The following is a 20,479-nucleotide window of genomic DNA, read 5'->3' as shown; positions in this document are numbered from 1 at the left end:
ACCGGTCCCCGCGCAGGCCGAGGGATTCGCCGCGCGGCACATCGGGACCGATGCCGCCGCGCAGGAGCAGATGCTCGCCGTCCTCGGCTACGACAGCGTCGAGGCGCTCGTCGAGCGGGCGGTGCCGGCATCCATCCACGTCGACCCGAGCGCCGGCTCCGCGCTACCGGATGCTCTCCCTGAGGCGGCGACCGAGGCCGAGGCGCTCGCCGAGCTGCGCGCGCTGGCGGCGCGCAACCGCCCCGCACGGGCGATGATGGGCCTCGGCTACTACGACACCGTCACCCCGTCGGTCATCGCGCGGAATGTGTTCGAGAACCCGTCGTGGTACACGGCCTACACGCCGTATCAGCCGGAGATCTCGCAGGGGCGCCTGGAGGCGCTCATCAACTTCCAGACGATGGTGGCGGACCTGGCGGGCCTCGAGACCGCGAACTCGTCGATGCTCGACGAGTCGACGGCCGTCGTCGAGGGGATGCTGGTGGCCCGTCGCGCGTCGAAGTCACGCTCGAACGTGTTCCTCGTCGACGCCGACGCGCTGCCGCAGACGAAGGCCCTGCTGGCGCATCGGGCCGAGGCGCTCGGGATCCGGCTGCACGAGACGCCCTATGACCTGAGCCCGCCACCGGCCGATCTCGACGTCTTCGGCGCCTTCATCCAGTACCCCGGCGCGTCCGGCCGGGTGTGGGATCCGACCGAGGTCATCGCCGCCGTGCAGGCGCAGGGGGGTCTCGCGGTCGTTGCCGCCGACCTGCTCGCGCTGACGCTGCTGCGTTCGCCCGGGTCGCTCGGCGCCGACATCGCCGTGGGGACGACGCAGCGCTTGGGCGTGCCGATGGGCTTCGGCGGTCCGCACGCCGGCTACCTGGCCGTCCGCGCGGGGCTGGAACGGCAGCTGCCCGGACGCCTCGTCGGCGTCTCGCAGGATGCCGTCGGCAAGCCCGCCTACCGCCTCTCGCTGCAGACGCGGGAGCAGCACATCCGGCGCGAGAAGGCGACCAGCAACATCTGCACCGCCCAGGTGCTGCTCGCCGTCATGGCGTCGATGTACGCCGTGTACCACGGGCCCGAGGGGCTGACGGCGATCGCCACCGAGGTCACCGCCAAGGCGCACCTGCTGCGCGACTGGATCGCGGAGGCCGGGGGCGCGGTGCTCCACGACGACTTCTTCGACACGATCGTCGTGGCGGCGGCCGGGCGGGCGGCCGCGCTCGTCGCCGACGCCCGTGAGCGCGGATATCAGCTGTGGCTGCGCGATGGCGACTCGGTGGGCATCTCGGTCGACGAGACGACGACGATCACCGACCTGCACGTCATCGCCCAGGTCTTCGGCGGCCCGGCCGAGCGTGCGTTCGGGTTCGTTGCGACGCCTGCGCGGGTGCCGGCATCCCTCGTGCGCGAAGACGAGTTCCTGACGCATCCGGTGTTCCACGCGTATCGCTCCGAGACGGCGATGATGCGGTATCTGAAGCAGCTCGCCGACCGGGACTATGCGCTGGACCGCGGCATGATCCCGCTCGGGTCGTGCACGATGAAGCTCAACGCGGCGACCGAGATGGCGGCGGTGTCGTGGCCGGAGTTCTCGCGCGTGCATCCGTTCGCGCCGGCATCCGACGTCGAGGGGTACCTGTCGCTGATCGACCAGCTGGAGTCGTGGCTGGCCGAGATCACCGGCTACGACGCCGTGTCGCTGCAGCCCAATGCCGGCTCGCAGGGCGAGCTCGCGGGGCTGCTGGCGATCCGCGGGTACCACCGGTCGCGGGGCGACGAGGGGCGTGACGTGTGTCTCATCCCGTCGTCGGCGCACGGCACCAACGCGGCGTCGGCGGTGCTGGCGGGCATGCGCGTCGTGGTCGTCGCGTGCGACGAGGCCGGCAACGTCGACCTCGTCGACCTGCGGGCGAAGATCGCTGCGCACGCCGACGCGCTGGCGGCGCTCATGATCACGTACCCGTCGACGCACGGCGTGTACGAGCAGGATGTCGTCGAACTGTGCGCCGCGGTGCACGAGGCCGGCGGCCAGGTGTATGTCGACGGCGCGAACATGAATGCGCTCGTCGGGTTCGCGCGCTTCGGCGACGTCGGCGGCGACGTGTCGCACCTGAATCTGCACAAGACGTTCGCGATCCCGCACGGCGGTGGGGCCCGGGGTGGGGCCGGTGGCGGCGAAGGCGCACCTGGCGCCGTTCCTGCCGTCGCATCCGCTCGCGCAGCGCGCGGTGCACGCGGGAGGCTTCGAGTTCGCCGGGGGGCCGATCTCGGCGGCACCGTATGGATCGGCATCCATCCTGCCGATCTCGTGGGCGTACGTGCGGCTCATGGGTGGGGCCGGCCTGCGGCGGGCGACGGGGGCGGCCGTGCTCGCGGCGAACTACATCGCGGCGCGGCTGCGCGCGCACTATCCCGTGCTGTACGCCGGGGAGGACGGGCTCGTGGCGCACGAGTGCATCCTCGACCTGCGGCCCTTGAAGGAGGCGACGGGGGTGACGGTCGACGATGTCGCCAAGCGGCTGATCGACTACGGATTCCACGCGCCGACGATGTCGTTCCCCGTCGCGGGCACGCTCATGGTCGAGCCCACCGAGTCGGAGGATCTTGGTGAGCTCGAGCGGTTCGTCGAGGCGATGATCGCGATCCGCGCCGAGGCCGATCGCGTGGCCGCGGGGGAGTGGCCCGCCGGCGACAACCCGCTCGTGAACGCCCCGCACACCGCCGAGTCGGTCATCGCGGGCGCGTGGGACCACCCGTACTCGCGCGAGGAGGCGGTCTACCCCGTGCACGCGCTGGTGCGCACGAAGTACTGGCCCCCGGTGCGCAGGATCGACAACGCCTTCGGCGACCGCAACCTCGTCTGCGCCTGCCCCCCGCCCGACGCCTTCGCCTAGCCCGTCGCCCGCCCCCGGCATCCGCCCCCGCATCCGCCCCCGGCCGCGAGAGAACAACTGCAGGACGAGAGAACGGTTACCAGCCGTTCTCTCGTCCGCGCGTTGTTCTCTCGCGGACAGGGGTGGGGGATGCCGACCCCAGCGACCGCTCGTAGGGGGCGAGCAGGCGGGTCAGCGAGCGCAACTGCACGGTGTCTTCGGGGTACAGTTGCCGCAGTCCGTGACCGAGCAGCAAGGCACGCAGCGGCCAGATGCGCGCGACATCGAGCCAGCCCCAGTGGGCGATCGAATCGACGTCACCACGCAGGAGCCGTCGATCGCGCTCGTGTCGGTCGCGTAACAGCGCCGCCGGGTCGCCGAAACGCCCGTCGTACTTGAGTTCGCCGTCGGGTTCGCCGAGCAGTGACAGCTCCTTCCACCACTTGTCGCCCCGGTCGATCCTCCCGTCCTCGGCGACGAACACGTGCTGCAGTTCGGGGGCGGGAAACCCCAGCCACTCGATTGCCGCGTCGCTGATCGACTCGAGCACGCTTTCGCGTCGTTTGTCCGCGCGCTCCAGCGGCCACCGAGCGAGATTCCGTCCGCGACTCGAGTCCCGCGCCTCGTTGTCGGCGATGAGCGCTTCGCGCGTCAGGGTCTTGCCCATGCCGAGCGCGGCGTCGGCTGCAGCGAGCCCGTATGCGTTGTGCCGGTGCCGGGCCAGCGTCACGGCAGTCACCGCCGGAGATGTGACAGCGATCCCGCGCGAAGTGACAACCTCGGGCAGTTCGCGGCAGCGGTGCGAGCGGATCCCGGTCGACTCGCGCGCCGCTGAGTGCGGTCCGACGAGGACGTGGACGGTCACCGGATCGCCGAGCACCGGCATCCCGAGCAGAACAGCGGCCGACTCATGGCTGAAGACCGCGTCGGGGAAGACCAGCGCTGCGGCATGCACACGAACGAGATACTTCTCCCACGGCGGCAGTCTCCGCCAGTCGGCGGTGCGGGCGTACACGCCCCGTCTGACGCGGGTCAGATCGCCGCGCCGTGCACCGCGTTCGGGGTGCGGCACCTCTGCGGTCCGCCAGAGGACGATCGGGCATTCGCGGACGGGGTAGGTCGGCGCAAGGGTCAGCATCCGCCCACCCTCCCGCATCATGCGGCAGCGTGGGGACCGGATGCGCCGATCGGTGGACAACTTCGCACATCCCCCCGCTGTGGAGGAGGTTCCGCCCCCGCCCCTCCCCGAGCCCCTCCCGACCGCGAGAGAACAACTGCAGGACGAAAGAACGGGTGGCAACCGTTCTCTCGTCCGACCACTGTTCTCTCGCGGACGGAAGGGGGGATGCCGGGGGTTAGGCGAACAGGGCGGGCCACCAGGCGGCGGCCAGGGGGTAGCCGACGAAGGCCACGATGTCGATCGCCGCGTGTGCGATCACGAGCGGCATGACCCGGCCCCACCGCTGGTACACCCAGCCGAAGACGACGCCCATCGCGAGGTTGCCGACGATCGGGCCGAACCCCTGGTACGCGTGGTACGCGCCGCGCAGCGCCGCCGTCGAGAGGATGATCGCCCAGACACCCCACCCGAGCCGGCGCAGCCGGTCGAACAGGTACCCGACGAAGATGACCTCCTCGGTGAGCCCCGCCCGCAGCGCGGCGAGCAGCAGCAGCGGGATCGTCCACCACGAGGGATCCAGCGGCGAGGCATTCACCTGCACCGTGATCCCGAGCGCCCGCCCGGCCGCGTACAGCCCCAGCCCCGGCACGCCGATGACGAGCACGAGCAGCAGGCCCGCGCCCAGATCGCGTCCGAACCGACGAAAGTCCAGCCCGATGCGCCGCAACGCCGACGCGCCCGGCTCCCACAACAGCCACAGCGCCAGCGCAATCGGCGCGAACGCGAAGAACTGCGCCGTGAACTGATACAGCACGTCCCAGAACTGCTGCGCGTCCGCCCCCGGGTTCAGCGAGGTCGACTGGTCGCCCAGCGCCTGCTCGCGCGTGAGCGCCTGCACCAGCTGGAGCACCGAGTACACCGCCGAGCGGCCCACCGACAGCGCGAGGACGATCGCGACCTCCCACCACAGCCGTGAGCGGGGGACGGATGCCGGTGGATTCATACCAGATCTCGGCTCGACACGGGGTGCATCTTGTCAGATTGCCACACGAAACCGGAACTGAGTTAAGCCTCTGTAACGTTTTCGCCGATTGTTTTGACCATCGCGCCCTGCGTGCTTAGCCTGAACGGTATCCGTGTCCAGGCTATGAATTACGCCTGGACGCTTCGCCCCTTGCACAGGAGGAACATTGAAGTACACGCGCCTTGTGGCCACCGCCGCGGTTCTCGCGGCCGGCGCCATGGTGTTCAGCGGCTGCACGCCGCCACGCGAGTCGGAGGTCGTCGAGGGATCGAAGATCACCATCGCCGACACCGACCAGTACTACGCATTCAACGACGGCCTGGCCGACACGAATTCGGCGTGGAACGCCAACATCAACTACCTCGCCAAGTCGAGCTGGTACTACTACGACTCCACCCCCGAGCTTGTCAAGAACGAGGGCTTCGGCACCTACGAGAAGCTCAGCGACGACCCGCTGACCGTCAAGTGGACCGTCAACGAGGGCGTCAAGTGGTCTGACGGCGTGCAGGTCGGCGCGGCCGACATGCTGCTCGGGTGGGCCTCGGGCACGACCCACCGCTCGGACGGCGAGGGCACCGTCGACGAGGAAAGCGGAGAACTGACCAGCCAGACCGGCACCTTCTGGAACACCGGTGCGCAGGCCGACTACGGCTTCGACCTCGTCACGGACGTGCCGGAGATCAGCGACGACGGCCGCTCGGTCACGCTCGTCTACTCGTCGCCGTTCGTCGACTGGGAGCTCGCCAACCCGATGTCCCCGGTTGCGGCGCACGCGGCGGTGGAACTCGCCTACCCCGATGACTACACCAAGAACGACGCCGACGACGCCAAGAAGGCGAACGAGGCGCTGATCAAGGCGGTGCAGGACAACGACCTCGACTTCCTCGCTCCGGTCTCGCAGACCTTCAACCAGGGCTTCAAGTTCTCGGAGAGCGTCAAGGTGAAGGACGGCGACCCGCAGCCGCTGCAGCTGATCGGCACGGGTGCGTACAACATCGTCGAAATCAACATGGAGGAGGGTTACACGACCCTCAAGGCCAACCCGCTGGACACGTGGGACAAGCCGACGCACTACGAGACCATCACGGTGCGCGCGATCTCGAGCATGGCCGATCAGATCAAGGCCATCCAGAACGGCGAGATCCAGATCGCATCGGGTCAGCCGACCTCCGACATCACCGACACGCTCGAGGCCGGCGTCGACGGCGTCGACTTCAAGGGCGCGCCGCAGGGCACCTACGAGCACATCGACCTGCAGGTCGGCAACGGCGGTCCGTTCGACCCGACGACCTACGGCGGCGACGCCGACAAGGCGCTCAAGGTGCGCGAGGCGTTCCTGAAGACGATCCCGCGTCAGGAGATCCTCGACAAGATCGTCAAGCCGAACCAGCCGGATGCCACCCTGCGCAACTCGCAGATCTTCATCCCGGGCACCGAGGGAGCCAAGGCGGCCGAGGCCGTCAACGGCTACGCCGAGCTGACCGAGCCCGATATCGAGGGCGCCAAGGCGCTGCTGGCCGAGGCGGGCGTCACCACCCCGATCTCGGTGCGCTTCCTGAGCTCGACCCGCGACACGCGCATCAAGACGTTCGAGCTGTGGGAGCCGTACGCGAAGGAGGCCGGGTTCGACCTGACCAACGTCGCGGACGATCTGCGCGCCAACTGGAGCACCACCGTGTTCTCGAACCCCACCGCGTACGACGCGACGCTGTTCGCCTGGGTGTCCGAGTCGCTCGCGGTCGGCGAGTCCGCCGCGAACTACCAGGGCGTCGAAGGCCCGTCGAACACCAAGGGCGCCGGCGCCAACAACCCGTACGGGTGGTACAACGCCGACCTGAACGACGTGTTCACCGAGCTGAGCGGCGAGTTCGACCCGGCCAAGCAGCAGGATCTGCAGGTCGAGGCCGAGAAGATCGTCGGCGAAGAGGCGTGGTCGGTCCCGCTGTACCAGTGGCCCGGAATCGTGGTCTGGTCGAACGAGGTGACCGGCGTCACGCCCGGGTTCCTCTCGCCCAGCTACTTCTGGAACTACTGGGAGTGGGAGCCGGTGGCCGGGGCGACTGCCACGCCGGCATCCTGATCGGGATCGTTCAGCTCAACCCCTAGAGCAGGAGGGGATCGTCGGGAGAACCCGGCGATCCCCTCCTCTCGGAGAGTCCGCGCTTGTTCAGCTATATCGTCCGCCGCCTGCTCCAAGCGGTGCTCATCGTCTTCGCCGCGAGCTATCTGATCTACGTCCTCGCCGCCAATGCCGGTGACCCGCTGGAGGATCTGCACGGTTCCACCGCTCCCAACAAACAGCAGCTCATCGCCTTGCGGACCGAGCAGCTGCACCTGGATGTCTCGCCCTTCCTGCGTTATTTCATCTGGCTCGGCGGTGTGCTCAAGGTCTTCACCGGCAACATCGACCTCGGCTACACCAACCGCGGCCAGGAGGTCGCGGCCGTCGTCAGCACCGGCATCGCGCAGTCGGTACAGCTCGTGTTCGCCGCCACGTTCCTGGCCCTCTTCCTCGGCGTCGCCATCGGCATGGCGACCGCGCTGCGTCAGTACAGCGGCTTCGACTACACGGTCACCTTCATCGCCTTCGTCTTCTTCTCCCTGCCGGTGTTCTGGATCGCTTCGCTGCTGAAGATGTATCTGGCCATCGGCTTCAACGACTTCCTCGCCCATCCCGAGGCGCCGCCCTGGCTGGTGGTGCTGATCGGGCTCGTCCTCGGCTTCGTCTGGGCCAGCATTGTGGGCGGGGGTGCGCGCAAGTACTTCCTCAACTTCGGCGTCGCCACCGTGGTGTTCATCGTCGGCCTCTTCGGCATCCTGTACACCGGCTGGCTGATCGCTCCGCAGCTGGGCATCGTCGGCGTCCTGCTCCTCGGCATCGGCGCGGCGGTCGCGATGATCTACCTCACCGCCGGGTTCGGCAACCGCCGCGTCACGGGAGCGACCCTGACGGTCGCCGTCGTCGGCGCGATCCTGTGGTGGCCGATGCAGTTCCTCTACTACTACCTGCCGAACGAGTGGTCGATCGTCATCACCTTCGCCGCCATGGTCGTCGTCGCGATCATCGCGGCGTTCGCGTGGGGCGGCGAGGAGCGTGGGCTGTCGCTGCGCTCCGGCATCCTCACCGGTCTCATCTCCGCGCTCCTGCTGGTCGTAGACCGCATCATGGGAGCCTGGCCCGACCTGATCGCGTTCACCAGCGGCCGCCCGATCGCGACGATCGGTCCCGCGACGCCCAACCTCAACGGCAGCATCTGGCTCGAGTCGGCCGACCGGTTCGCGCACCTGCTGCTGCCGACCCTCGCGCTGATGCTCATCTCGCTGGCCGGCTGGAGCCGATACTCCCGGGCGAGCCTGCTGGAGGTCATGGGTCAGGACTACGTGCGCACGGCACGGGCCAAGGGCCTGCCCGAGCGCACCGTCGTCATGCGCCACGCCTTCCGCAATGCGATGATCCCGATCGTCACGCTCGTCGCGTTCGACATCGGCGGGATCATCGGCGGCGCCGCGATCACCGAGACGGTGTTCGCCTGGAACGGCGTCGGCCGCATGTTCGTGCAGGCGGTGATCGCGGTCGACCTCAACACCGTCATGGCGATCTTCATCATCACGAGCATCGTGACGCTCTTCTTCAACCTCCTTGCCGACCTCAGCTACTCGCTGCTCGACCCGCGGATCCGGGTGAACTGACATGACGACGCCAATGCAGCCCCTGTTCGAGGAACCCGACCTGGGGAAAGGCCCCGGTCTCGCGGGCGACAAGGACATCCTCACGATCGAGCAGCAGGAGGTCGCGGGCCTCAGCCAGGGCGCGATCATCCGCCGCCGGTTCTTCCGTCACAAGGGCGCGCTCATCAGCATGGGCGTGCTCGCGGTCATCATCGTGCTGGCGTACTCGTCGGTCGGGTTCGACGTGTTCGGATTCCACGTGCCCGGCTGGTACCACCACTCCTACGGCGCGCACTACGACATCCTCAACCCCAAGGGTGCGCCGACGTGGGTGCTGCCCTTCGACTTCGGCCAGTTCCCGCTGGGGCAGTCCGACATCGGCGAGGACATCTTCGCCCAGGTCATGCGCGGCACGCAGCAGTCGCTCGTCGTTATGGTGCTCTTCGGCTTCGTGGCCGGCGTCCTCGGCATCGCGATCGGCGCCATCGCGGGCTTCTACGGCGGCTGGATCGACGGCATCCTGATGCGCATCACCGACGTCATCATCATCATCCCGGCCCTCGTCCTGTTCGCGGTCATCGGCCGGTCGATGGGGTCGCTCGGGGCGCCGATGCTGGCGATCGCGCTCGGCATCTTCGGCTGGACGGGCCTGGCCCGCCTCATCCGCGCCGAGTTCCTGTCGCTGCGCGAGCGTGAGTTCGTCGACGCCGCGCGGGTCGCCGGCGCGAGCGACTTCAGCATCCTGTTCCGCCACGTGCTGCCCAACGCGGTCGGCGTCGCCATCATCACGATCTCGCTCATCATGAGCGGCGCGATCCTCACCGAGGCGGCCCTGGGCTTCCTCGGGGTGGGCGTGCAGCGTCCGGACGTGTCGCTCGGCCAGCTGCTGAATGCCTACGAGTCGTCGTTCGAGAGCCGTCCGTGGTTGTTCTGGTGGCCGGGCATCTTCATCATCGTGATCGCCCTGTGCGTCAACTTCATCGGCGACGGCCTGCGTGACGCGTTCGATCCGCGTCAGCGTCGGATGCCGGGCAAGAAGGGCCCGTGGCGCGAGGCGTTCGACATGATCTTCCGCCGCGGTGGGAAGGACGCCGGACAGACGACGGATGCCACGCCGCACACTGCGGTGGGGGAGGCGGCTCAGTGAGCCGTCAGCGCCAGCGCGACGCACGCGAGCGGCAGTGCCACGCTGATCGCGCACAGGACGGGTTGCCAGCGGGCCGTCACGGCGCCGTCGGCGCCGGCGGCCGCGGTCTCCGCACCGCGGCGGATGAGGCGCGCCGCCGCGGTGGCCGGCGAGTCGTTGTTGCGCGCCTGCTCCTCGCGCCCCGGTCGCACATGCTTCGGGTTGACGCTGCTCGGGGCGGGCATCGCCCAGGCGCGGTACGTGCGGCCTGCTGTGACGACCGTCAGCGCGTACTGGGTCCGGACGGTCTCGACGGAGCTGAACGGGATCTCCACGTCGCGCAGGATGTTGCGGAACTCGGTGCCGTCGGCGTCCACCACGACGCTGGGTCGCCAGAACAGCAGCCACACGAACCAGGCGGCGGTCAGGAACGCGCCGGGCACCGCGGGGGGCATGCCGTCGACGATCGCGCTGATCGTGCCGACGGCCGCGATCGCCCAGAACATGATCGTCAAGACGATCCCAAAGCGGCTGCGGAAGACGACGGGTGCATCGGGCATGACCCCATCGTCCCAGATCGAATCACGAGAGAGGCCTGACGATGAGCGTCGAATCATCCAGCGCTCCCATCATCGAGGTCTCCGACCTCTCCGTCGACTTCTGGGTCGGCAAGGACTGGGTCAACGCCGTCCGCGGCATCAGCTACAACGTGCGGCCCGGAGAGGTGCTCGCGATCGTCGGCGAGTCGGGGTCGGGCAAGTCGGTGTCGTCGATGACGCTGCTGGGCCTGCTGCCCGGCAACTCGCGCTCGCGCGGGTCGGTGAAGCTGCACGGCAAGGAGATCCTCGGCGCGCATCCCGAGGATCTGCAGAAGGTGCGCGGCCCCAAGATCGCGGTGATCTTCCAGGAGCCGATGACGGCGCTGAACCCGGTGTACCGCGTGGGCTTCCAGATCTCCGAGGCGATTCTCGCGCACGAGACGGTCAGCAAGCACGAGGCGAAGGAACGCGCTCTCGAGCTGCTGCGCCTGGTGGAGATGCCGAACCCGCAGAAGGCGTACGACTCCTATCCGCACCAGCTGTCGGGTGGCCAGCGGCAGCGCGCGATGATCGCGCAGGCGATCGCCTGCGACCCCGACCTGCTCATCGCCGACGAGCCGACGACCGCGCTCGACGTCACGATCCAGGCCGAGATCCTCGATCTGCTGCGGAGCCTCCACAAGCGGCTGAACTCGGCGATCATCATCATCACGCACGACCTCGGCGTGGTCGCCGACATCGCCGACCACGTTATCGTGATGCGCGCGGGCGACATCGTCGAGCGCGGCACGGTGCACGAGGTGTTCGACGCCCCGAAGCACAACTACACCAAGGAGCTGCTCGCCGCCGTCCCGCGCCTGGGCGCGACCACCGAGGGCAAGACCGAACGCGCCGGCGCTCCCGTGCTGGAGCTGAAGGATGCCGTCATCGAGTATCCCGGCACGCGCAAGGTGCCGGCCTTCCGGGCCGTCGACAAGGTGTCGTTCTCGATCCATCCGGGCGAGGTCGTGGGCCTCGTCGGCGAGTCGGGGTCGGGCAAGACGACCGTCGCCCGCGGCGCGATCGGCCTGCTGCCGTTCCAGGAGGGCGTCGCTCAGGTGGACGGCGTCAACCTCGTGGGCATCTCGAAGGATGACCTGCGGGCGCTGCGCCGTACGATCGGCATCGTGTTCCAGGATCCCGGCTCGTCGTTGAATCCGCGATGGCCGGTCGGGGCGTCGATCGGCGAGCCGCTGGAGCTGTCCGGCGAGTTCTCCAAGGCCCAGGTGAACGCTCGCGTGGAGGAGCTGCTGGGCCAGGTCGAGCTGCCGCGTTCGCTGCGCAACCGCTACCCGCACGAGCTGTCCGGCGGTCAGCGGCAGCGCATCGGCATCGCGCGCGCTCTCGCGCTGAGGCCGAAGCTGCTGATCGCCGACGAGCCGACGAGCGCCCTGGACGTGTCGGTGCAGGCGCGCGTGCTCGACGTGTTCGAGAACCTGCAGGCCGAGCTCGGCTTCGCCTGCCTGTTCGTGAGCCACGACCTCGCCGTCATCGACCGGCTCGCCGACCGCATCGTCGTGATGCATCACGGCAAGCTGGTCGAGGAGGGCAGCACCGACGAGATCCTGCGGCATCCGAAAGAGGACTACACGAAGCGGCTCATCTCGGCGATCCCGGTGCCCGATCCCGACGCGCAGCGCGAGCGCCGCGAGACGAGGTCGATCACGCTGCCCTGACGGCTCTTGTCTAGGAGCCCTCAGCCTGCTCTTGTAGAATGGGATGTCCGCGACCGTTTCTGCGTCGCCGGCATCCCATTCTTCTTCTCCCACAAGGACACCTCCATGGCGCACGCCCTCCGTCCGGACCTCCGCAACGTCGCGATCGTCGCGCACGTCGACCACGGCAAGACGACGCTCGTGGACGCCATGCTGCGCCAGACCGGATCGTTCGGGGAGCACGCGCACGTCGAAGAGCGCGCCATGGACTCGAACGACCTGGAGCGTGAGAAGGGCATCACGATCCTCGCCAAGAACACGGCGATCACCTACAACGGCATCCACACCGAGGTGCCGGTGACGATCAACGTCATCGACACGCCCGGCCACGCCGACTTCGGCGGCGAGGTCGAGCGCGGTCTGTCGATGGTCGACGGGGTCGTGCTGCTGGTGGATGCGTCGGAGGGCCCGCTGCCGCAGACCCGCTTCGTGCTGCGCAAGGCGCTCGAGGCGAAGCTGCCCGTCATCCTGCTCGTCAACAAGACCGACCGCCCCGACGCGCGCATCGCCGAGGTCGAGGAGGAGGCGCACGACCTGCTGCTGGGGCTCGCGTCCGACCTGCACGACGACGTGCCCGACCTCGATGTCGACGCGCTGCTGGACGTGCCGGTGGTCTACGCCTCGGGTCGTGCCGGCGCGGCATCCCGCACCCGCCCCGCCAATGGCGAGCTGCCCGACAACGCCGATCTCGAGCCGCTGTTCCAGGCGATCCTCGAGCACGTGCCGGCGCCGTCGTACGACGACGAGGCGCCGCTGCAGGCGTGGGTCACGAACCTCGACTCGTCGCCGTTCCTCGGCCGCCTGGCGCTGCTGCGGGTCTTCAACGGAACCCTCAAGAAGGGGCAGACGGTCGCCTGGGTGCGCCACGACGGCTCGCACCGGGGCGCCCGCATCACCGAGCTGCTGAAGACCCGCGCGCTGGAGCGCTACCCGGCCGAGTCGGCCGGCCCCGGCGACATCGTCGCGATCGCGGGCATCGAGGACATCACGATCGGCGAGACCATCGCCGACCCCGAAGACGTGCGGCCGCTCCCGGCGATCACGGTCGACGACCCGGCCATCTCGATGACGATCGGCACCAACACGTCGCCCCTCATGGGCAAGGTCAAGGGTCACAAGCTGACGGCCCGCATGGTCAAGGACCGCCTCGACCGCGAACTGGTCGGCAACGTGTCGCTCAAGGTCGTCGACATCGGCCGCCCCGACGCGTGGGAGGTGCAGGGCCGCGGCGAGCTGGCGCTCGCGATCCTCGTCGAGAACATGCGCCGCGAGGGCTTCGAGCTCACCGTCGGCAAGCCGCAGGTCGTCACGCGCAAGGGCGAGGACGGCAAGATCCAGGAGCCGTTCGAGCACCTGACGATCGACGCGCCCGAAGAGCACCTCGGCGCCATCACGCAGCTCATGGCGGCGCGCAAGGGCCGCATGGAGACGATGACCAACCACGGCACCGGCTGGGTGCGCATGGAGTTCGTCGTGCCCTCGCGCGGGCTCATCGGCTTCCGCAGCGAGTTCCTCACGATCACGCGCGGCACCGGCATCGCCAACGCCATCTCGCACGGCTACGACGACTGGGCCGGGCACATCGTGACCCGCCAGAACGGGTCGATCGTCGCCGACCGGATGGGCGTCGTGACGCCGTTCGCGATCATCGCCCTGCAGGAGCGCATGAGCTTCTTCGTGCAGCCCACCGAAGAGGTCTACGAGGGCATGGTCATCGGCGAGAACTCGCGCGCCGACGACATGGACGTGAACATCACGAAGGAGAAGAAGCTCACCAACATGCGCTCCTCCACTTCGGACTCGTTCGAGTCGATGACCCCGCCGCGCACCCTCACGCTGGAGGAGTCGCTGGAGTTCGCCCGCGACGACGAATGCGTCGAGGTCACCCCCGAGAAGGTGCGCATCCGCAAGGTCGTGCTGGATGCGACCGAGCGCGGCCGCGCCACGGCGCGCCTCAAGCGCCAGGACGCGAACGCCTGAGCGCGAACGGCCGACGGTGACGATGGATGCCGCCTCCCGCCGCGCCGGGCAGACGTAGACTCGCAGGGTGGGAATCGCGCGGATCGGGACGTGGGCCGTCGCCGTCGTCATCGGAATCGTCTACGGTGTCGCCGGCACGATCGGGCAGTCCGCCACGTGGGCCGCGATCCCGGTCGGTCTCCTCGTCGCGCTCGTCGGCACGGGTGCCCTGCTGGTGGCGGTCCGGGTGCTCACGGCCGACCGCTGGGCGGCGCTGGCGACCGGCGTCGGTGCGCTGGTGGCGACGTTCCTGTTCTCGGGCACGGGCCCGGGCGGCTCGGTCGTCGTGCCCGCTCCCGCCGACGGCGAGCTGCCCACGGGTGCGATCTGGTCGATCGCCGTCCCCCTACTGGTCGCCGTCGTCGTCGCGTGGCCGGCGCGCCGACCGACGCCCGCGGCCACGGCCGACGCTGCGGAGCACGAACTAGACTTGCACGCGTGACGTATGTGATCGCGCTGCCGTGCGTGGATGTGAAGGACCGGGCCTGCATCGACGAGTGTCCCGTCGACTGCATCTACGAAGGCGAACGCTCCCTCTACATCCACCCCGACGAGTGCGTCGACTGCGGTGCCTGTGAGCCGGTCTGCCCCGTCGAGGCGATCTACTACGAAGACGACCTGCCCGACGAGTGGCAGGACTACTACACCGCGAACGTCGAGTTCTTCGAGGACATCGGCTCGCCCGGCGGTGCCGCCAAGATCGGCGTGATCCCGAAAGACCACCCCATCGTCGCCGCGCTTCCCCCGCAGGCGCACTGATGTCGGTCCGCGATCTCGACGAGTATCCGTGGGATGCCGTCGCCCCCTACGCCGCGCGCGCCCAGGCGCATCCGGCGGGCATCGTCGACCTGTCGATCGGCTCGCCGGTCGATGCGACCCCCCAGGTCGTCGCCGACGCGTTGAAGGCCGCGACCGACGCGCACGCCTACCCGCAGACGGTGGGCACCCCGGCCCTGCGCGAGGCGATCGTCGACTGGTACGCGCGCCGGCGCGGCGTACCGGGGCTGAGCGTCGCCGAGGTGCTTCCCACGGTCGGCTCGAAGGAGCTCGTCGCGCTGCTGCCGCTGCTGCTCGGCCTCGGGCCGGGGGACGTCGTCGTGCATCCGCGGGCCGCGTATCCGACCTACGAGGTCGGCGCGAAGCTCGTCGGCGCGACGCCGGTCGCCGCCGACGACCCGGCCCAGTGGCCGGACGGGACACGCCTGGTGTGGCTCAACAGCCCGGGGAACCCCGACGGGCGCGTGCTCGGCGTCGACGAACTGCGCGCCGCCGTGTCCCGTGCGCGCGAACTGGGCGCCGTCGTCGCCTCCGACGAGTGCTACGCCGAGCTCGGCTGGGAGGGGCCGTGGGCCGTCGAGCGGGTTCCCAGCATCCTCGATCCGCGCGTCGTCGGCGACGATCGCAGCGCCGTGCTGTCGGTGTACTCGCTCAGCAAGCAGTCGAATCTCGCCGGATACCGCGCCGCCCTGCTCGCGGGCGATGCCGCCCTCGTCGCGCGCCTGCTGACGGCGCGCAAGCACCTCGGGCTCATGCTGCCCGCCCCTGTGCAGGCGGCGATGGCCGTCGCCCTGCGCGACGACGCGCACGTGGCGGCGCAGCGCGAGCGCTACCGCACGCGCCGCGACGTGCTGCGCCCCGCGCTGGAGGCGGCGGGCTTGCGCATCGACCACTCCGAGGGCGGCCTGTACCTCTGGGCGACCGAGGGGCGCGACGCGTGGGAGTCGATGGACCGGCTCGCGGGCCTCGGCATCCTCGCCGGCCCCGGCGTCTTCTACGGCACGCACTTCCCGCAGCACGTGCGCTTCTCGCTGACGGCGACCGACGAGCGCATCGCCGAGGCGGCGCGGCGCCTGACGGATGCCGGGTGAGCCGTAGCAATCCTCCTGCGGATCGCGCGATCCTTTGCAGGGAGTCGGAGTAGGCCCACACGGCCACTAGGCTGTAAGCACCGCATGCCCGACCGCAAGGAGGCTTCGTGAGCGACGAAGGAACCCCGCAGCTGGCCACCGTCACCGTGGGTGACCGCACCGCACAGCTTCCGATTCTGTCCGGCACCGCGGGTGTCGCGAGCGTCGATTTCTCCACGTTCACGCGGCAGACCGGGCATACCGCCCTCGACTACGGCTTCGTCAACACGGCGGCGACGAAGTCGGCGATCACGTTCATCGACGGCGACCAGGGCATTCTGCGCTATCGCGGGTATCCGATCGAACAGCTCGCGAAGAACAGCACCTACCTCGAGGTCGCCTGGCTGCTGCTGTACGGCGAGCTGCCGACGGCCGCTCAACTGGAGGAGTGGGACGACAAGATCCGTCGCCACACGCTGCTGCACGAAGATCTCAAGCGTTTCTTCTCGGCGCTCCCGCACACGGCGCACCCGATGTCGATGCTGTCCGCCGCGACGGCCGCACTGTCGACCTATTACGAGGGCCAGTCCGACCCGAACAACCCCGAGCACGTCGAGCTGAACACGATCCGCCTGCTCGCGAAGCTGCCCGTGATCGCGGCCTACGCGCACAAGAAGAGCATCGGGCAGGCCTTCCTCTACCCCGACAACTCGCTGAGCTTCGTCGACAACTTCCTGAAGCTCAACTTCGGGGTGCTGGCCGAGATCTACCAGGTGAACCCGGTCATGTCGCGGGCGCTGGAGCGGCTGCTCATCCTGCACGAAGACCACGAGCAGAACGCGTCGACCTCGACGGTGCGCCTGGTCGGTTCGACCGGTGCGAACCAGTTCTCTTCGATCTCGGCGGGCATCAACGCCCTGTACGGTCCGCTGCACGGCGGCGCCAACGAGGCGGTGCTCGACATGCTCGCCCGCATCCGCGACTCGGGTGAGAGCGTGCAGCGCTTCGTCGAGCGGGTCAAGAACAAGGAAGACGGCGTGAAGCTGATGGGCTTCGGGCACCGCGTCTACAAGAACTACGACCCGCGCGCGCGGCTCGTCAAGGAATCGGCCGACGAGATCCTCGCCGAGCTCGGCGTACACGATCCGCTCCTCGACCTCGCGCAGGAGCTCGAGCACGTCGCCCTGGAAGACGACTACTTCAAGGAGCGTCGCCTCTACCCGAACGTCGACTTCTACACCGGCGTGATCTACAAGGCGATGGGCTTCCCGACGCGGATGTTCACGGTGCTGTTCGCCATCGGGCGCCTGCCCGGCTGGCTCGCGCACTGGCGCGAGATGCAGTACGACCCGCAGACGAAGATCGGCCGCCCGCAGCAGCTCTACACCGGCGCCGCCGAGCGGGACTACCCCGGCGCCCTCTGACGGCGTCACGATGACCCTGCTCGACGGCCCCCGCGGCCGGCGACTGTGCCTCGAGCTGGCGCGCCATGCCGACGCCGACGTGGGCGGCATCCTGTTCGACCTCGCCTACAACGCCGGTGTCGCCGCGGGTGCCGGCATCGTGCGCTTCGGGGTGAACGAGGACGGCTCGACCTTCGAGACCCGCGGGGCGGTGACGCCGCGGGGCACGTCGGCGGACCTGGCCGCGGGCATCCGCGCGCTCGGCGGGCTGGAGGTGGACGGCGCGGAGCTCGACGTCGCGATGCTGCGCTGCGTCGACAGTGCGAGGTACTGGGAGCAGCCCGACGGTGAAGACCTCGTCGCCGCCGAGCCCGTGGTGTGCGATGCGCTGACGGCGATCGCCGGGGTGCTTCAGCGGCATCCGGCGACGCAGTGGTGGCGGCGCGAACGCACCGCCGCGCAGTGGGCGATCGAGTTCGATCCCGTCGCGGACGGTGCGCCGTTCGATGCCGCTCCGGATGCCGCGGCGCGCTGGAGCACCGGCGCGCGCGAGGAGGAGGCGCAAGCGGCCGCGGAGCGTCCAGCTGACCCGAATGCCAACTGGAGCGGCACCTGGTGGTCGCATCCGTACGGTGCCCCGCACTCCACGGGCGCACTGCCGTCGGGTGTGCCGGTCGGCATCCCGTACATCGAGGACGGATTCGGCTGGAAGCGTGCCGTCGCGATCCCCGTCCGTGGTGCGGGCCGCACGTTCGAGGTGCGCTCGGGCGACGACTGGGCGCGGCTGTGCGCCCGCTATCCGCTGGAGGTCACCGCCTCGCGGCGGCACGACTGGTACCGCACGACGGGGTGGATCGGCCGGTGGGTGCTGCCGGACTGGGGCAGGGTCGCCGCGGACTGGGACGCCGTGCATCTGACGGCGTGGGCGTACCTGACGGCATCCACTCGTGCGATCGCGGTCGACGACGAGTGCGCGAGCGTCGTCGCCGGCTGGGGCCCCGACGAGACGTACTGGCTCACCGGCCTCGTCCGCGCGTCGGACGAGCCGCGCGTGCACTGGTGCGCCGACGCCCCCGAAGGGCCGTGGCGGCGGGCGTCGGCCGGCGTGTGACGGCGCGCGGCGGCCCGACTCGCCCCGGGCGTCCCTGTCCCGGCATCCTTCGTCCCGGCATCCTTCGTGGAAATCTGAGGAGCCTGCGGGTTTCTGAGGAGCCTTTCGCCCGGATGCCTCCTCAGAACTCCACATCTCCTCAGATTTCGACGGGCGCCGCGTGCCTCAGCGTCGCGGCGTAGTCGGGCACGTAGTTCTGCAGCTCGCGCGGCGGGCGCTCGTAACCGCCGGAACGGGGGCGCGCCGGGATGTCGATGGGGGCGCGCTCGACCTGCTGGTACGGGATCTGCGACAGCAGGTGGTGGATCATGTTGATCCGGCCGCGGCGCTTGTCCTCGTTGTCGACCTCGAACCAGCGCGCCTCGGGGATGTCGGTGTGCACGAACATCGTGTCCTTCGCGCGCGAATAGTCCTCCCACTTGGTGATCGACAGCACGTCGTTGGGGGAGAGCTTCCACCGCCGCATGGGGTCTTCGTTGCGCGAGCGGAACCGGTTCTCCTGCTCGACATCCGACACGCTGAACCAGTACTTCAGCAGCAGGATGCCGTCTTCCACGAGCATCCGCTCGAAGATGGGCGCCTGGTGCAGGAACCGGTGGTACTGCGCGTTGGTGCAGTAGCCCATGACGTGCTCCACGCCGCCGCGGTTGTACCAGGAGCGGTCCATCAGCACGATCTCGCCCTTGGCCGGCAGGTGGGCGATGTAGCGCTGGAAGTACCACTGGGTCTGCTCGCGCTCGGTCGGCGTCGGGAGGGCGACGACGCGCGTGATGCGGGGATTGAGATACTGCTGCACGCGGCTGATCGTCGACCCCTTGCCGGCGGCGTCGCGTCCCTCGAAGATCACGACGATGCGGGCGCCGGTGGACTGCACCCACGCCTGCATCTCCACCAGTTGCGCCTGCAGGCGGGTCAGTTCGTTCTCGTACAGCTTCTTCGGCATACGGTCGCTCATGCCCCGAGCATAGGGGCCGAATCCCGGCCATGTCGAAGGATTCGGGCGTGTAAAACCCTCGGCTCAGGCGTGGAGCGCCTCGTTGAGGGTGACCCCCGCGCCACCCCGCCTGACCGCTTCGACGGCGCCGGTGAGCGAATTGCGGCGGAAGAGGATGCCGTTCTGGCCCGACAGGGCGGCGCCCTTGACGGTCTGCGCCGCGCCGTCGGCGCGCGGCGGCTCGCCCACCAGCACGATCTTCGTGCCGGCGGTCACGTACAGCCCGGCCTCGACGATGCAGTCGTCGCCGAGCGAGATGCCGATGCCGGCGTTGGCGCCGAGCAGCGTCCGCGCGCCGATGGAGACCCGATGCGTGCCGCCGCCGGAGAGGGTGCCCATGATCGAGGCGCCGCCGCCGATGTCCGACCCGTCGCCGACGACGACGCCCTGCGAGATGCGGCCCTCGACCATCGAGGCGCCCAGCGTGCCGGCGTTGAAGTTGACGAACCCCTCGTGCATGACCGTCGTGCCCGGCGCGAGGTGGGCGCCCAGGCGCACGCGCGACGCGTCGGCGATGCGCACGCCGGCGGGCGTGACGTAGTCGGTGAGGCGCGGGAACTTGTCGATGCCCTGGATCTGGATGCCGGCGCGCTGCAGCCCGGGGCGCAGCCGCGCCACCGCATCGGGGTGCACGGGGCCGGCGGTCGTCCACGCGACGTTCGGCAGGTGGCCGAAGATGCCGTCGAGGTTCACCTCGTTCGGCAGGGCGAGCAGGTGCGAGAGCGCGTGCAGGCGCAGATAGGCATCGCTCGTGCCGCTGGGGGCGGCATCCAGATCGATCTCGACGACGACCACCTGCACGGTGACCTCGCGACGCTCGTCCGGCCCCGCGAACGCGTCGAGGGCGCTCGTGTCGGGGGCCTCCGGCGCAGGGCCCGCCGCCGGAGACGGATACCAGGTGTCCAGCACGGTGCCGTCCGCCGCCGCCGTTGCCAGCCCGGCACCCCAGATCAGACGCTTCTCGCTCATCCGTCCAGCGTATCGGGGGAAGTGCCGCGGATAGACTCGA

15 protein-coding genes and 1 pseudogene are annotated in these 20,479 nt (G+C 69.4%); 11 read left to right on the top strand and 5 right to left on the bottom strand.

Annotation, left to right across the window (positions count from 1 at the left end; translation table 11 throughout):
- The first annotated feature begins 70 nt into the window (after positions 1-70).
- Positions 71-2,885: pseudogene (gcvP, locus tag QM720_RS14420) on the top strand (aminomethyl-transferring glycine dehydrogenase).
- Between the two features lie 76 nt (positions 2,886-2,961).
- On the opposite strand, the gene QM720_RS14415 reads toward gcvP, so the two are convergent.
- Both QM720_RS14415 and QM720_RS14410 read right to left on the bottom strand, forming a co-directional pair.
- The gene (locus tag QM720_RS14415) at positions 2,962-4,002 is read right to left on the bottom strand and encodes a hypothetical protein (RefSeq protein ID WP_415127682.1); all 1,041 of its coding nucleotides are present in this window, start codon (positions 4,000-4,002) and stop codon (positions 2,962-2,964) included.
- Between the two features lie 217 nt (positions 4,003-4,219).
- Complete coding sequence (locus QM720_RS14410) at positions 4,220-4,987, bottom strand: CPBP family intramembrane glutamic endopeptidase (protein WP_415127680.1); 768 nt, start codon at positions 4,985-4,987, stop codon at positions 4,220-4,222.
- A gap of 205 nt (positions 4,988-5,192) precedes the next feature.
- Here QM720_RS14410 and QM720_RS14405 point away from each other — a divergent pair, with 205 nt between their 5' ends.
- From QM720_RS14405 to QM720_RS14395, 3 genes are all read left to right on the top strand, one after another.
- Positions 5,193-7,088 (top strand): ABC transporter substrate-binding protein, encoded by a 1,896-nt coding sequence (locus QM720_RS14405; RefSeq protein WP_415127678.1) that lies wholly within the window; start codon positions 5,193-5,195, stop codon positions 7,086-7,088.
- A gap of 83 nt (positions 7,089-7,171) precedes the next feature.
- The gene (locus tag QM720_RS14400; RefSeq protein ID WP_415127676.1) at positions 7,172-8,698 is read left to right on the top strand and encodes an ABC transporter permease; all 1,527 of its coding nucleotides are present in this window, start codon (positions 7,172-7,174) and stop codon (positions 8,696-8,698) included.
- 1 nt (position 8,699) lies between these two features.
- Positions 8,700-9,824, top strand: a complete 1,125-nt coding sequence (locus QM720_RS14395) for an ABC transporter permease (RefSeq protein WP_415127674.1) — start codon at positions 8,700-8,702, stop codon at positions 9,822-9,824.
- Here the strand turns inward: QM720_RS14395 and QM720_RS14390 are convergent.
- Positions 9,818-10,363, bottom strand: coding sequence for a PH domain-containing protein (locus QM720_RS14390; RefSeq protein ID WP_415127671.1), 546 nt, complete (start codon positions 10,361-10,363; stop codon positions 9,818-9,820). The two genes, QM720_RS14395 and QM720_RS14390, sit on opposite strands and share 7 nt — an antisense overlap.
- Positions 10,364-10,404: 41 nt before the next feature.
- On the opposite strand from QM720_RS14390, the gene QM720_RS14385 reads away from it, so the two are divergent.
- From QM720_RS14385 to QM720_RS14355, 7 genes are all read left to right on the top strand, one after another.
- Positions 10,405-12,057 carry an ABC transporter ATP-binding protein gene (locus QM720_RS14385; RefSeq protein WP_415127669.1) on the top strand — a complete coding sequence of 551 codons (1,653 nt, stop codon included), beginning with the start codon at positions 10,405-10,407 and terminating at the stop codon, positions 12,055-12,057.
- A gap of 105 nt (positions 12,058-12,162) precedes the next feature.
- A complete protein-coding gene (gene typA, locus QM720_RS14380; RefSeq protein WP_415127667.1) occupies positions 12,163-14,076 on the top strand; it encodes a translational GTPase TypA in 1,914 nt (637 codons plus the stop codon).
- Between the two features lie 67 nt (positions 14,077-14,143).
- Positions 14,144-14,557, top strand: coding sequence for a histidinol dehydrogenase (locus tag QM720_RS14375; protein ID WP_415127665.1), 414 nt, complete (start codon positions 14,144-14,146; stop codon positions 14,555-14,557).
- Positions 14,554-14,874 carry a ferredoxin gene (gene fdxA / locus QM720_RS14370; protein ID WP_415127663.1) on the top strand — a complete coding sequence of 107 codons (321 nt, stop codon included), beginning with the start codon at positions 14,554-14,556 and terminating at the stop codon, positions 14,872-14,874. The genes QM720_RS14375 and fdxA overlap by 4 nt, the downstream gene beginning before the upstream one ends.
- On the top strand, positions 14,874-15,983 hold the full coding sequence (dapC, locus tag QM720_RS14365) for a succinyldiaminopimelate transaminase (RefSeq protein ID WP_415127661.1): 1,110 nt from the start codon (positions 14,874-14,876) through the stop codon (positions 15,981-15,983). Before fdxA ends, dapC begins: the two co-directional genes overlap by 1 nt.
- 107 nt (positions 15,984-16,090) lie before the next feature.
- Entirely contained in the window at positions 16,091-17,386 is a 1,296-nt protein-coding gene (locus tag QM720_RS14360; RefSeq protein WP_415127659.1) for a citrate synthase, read from the top strand.
- A gap of 10 nt (positions 17,387-17,396) precedes the next feature.
- On the top strand, positions 17,397-18,476 hold the full coding sequence (locus tag QM720_RS14355) for a hypothetical protein (RefSeq protein ID WP_415127657.1): 1,080 nt from the start codon (positions 17,397-17,399) through the stop codon (positions 18,474-18,476).
- A 139-nt stretch (positions 18,477-18,615) separates the two neighbouring features.
- On the opposite strand, the gene ppk2 is transcribed toward QM720_RS14355, so the two are convergent.
- Both ppk2 and dapD read right to left on the bottom strand, forming a co-directional pair.
- A complete protein-coding gene (gene ppk2, locus QM720_RS14350; RefSeq protein WP_415127960.1) occupies positions 18,616-19,419 on the bottom strand; it encodes a polyphosphate kinase 2 in 804 nt (267 codons plus the stop codon).
- 75 nt (positions 19,420-19,494) lie between these two features.
- The gene (gene dapD, locus QM720_RS14345) at positions 19,495-20,439 is read right to left on the bottom strand and encodes a 2,3,4,5-tetrahydropyridine-2,6-dicarboxylate N-succinyltransferase (protein WP_415127655.1); all 945 of its coding nucleotides are present in this window, start codon (positions 20,437-20,439) and stop codon (positions 19,495-19,497) included.
- Positions 20,440-20,479 lie beyond the last annotated feature (40 nt).

It is taken from the genome of Microbacterium sp. (assembly GCF_047602155.1).
Taxonomy (GTDB): Bacteria; Actinomycetota; Actinomycetes; order Actinomycetales; family Microbacteriaceae; genus Microbacterium.
The sequence above is the reverse complement of the archived record's forward strand: the minus strand, read 5'-3'. Positions and strand labels throughout refer to the sequence as shown.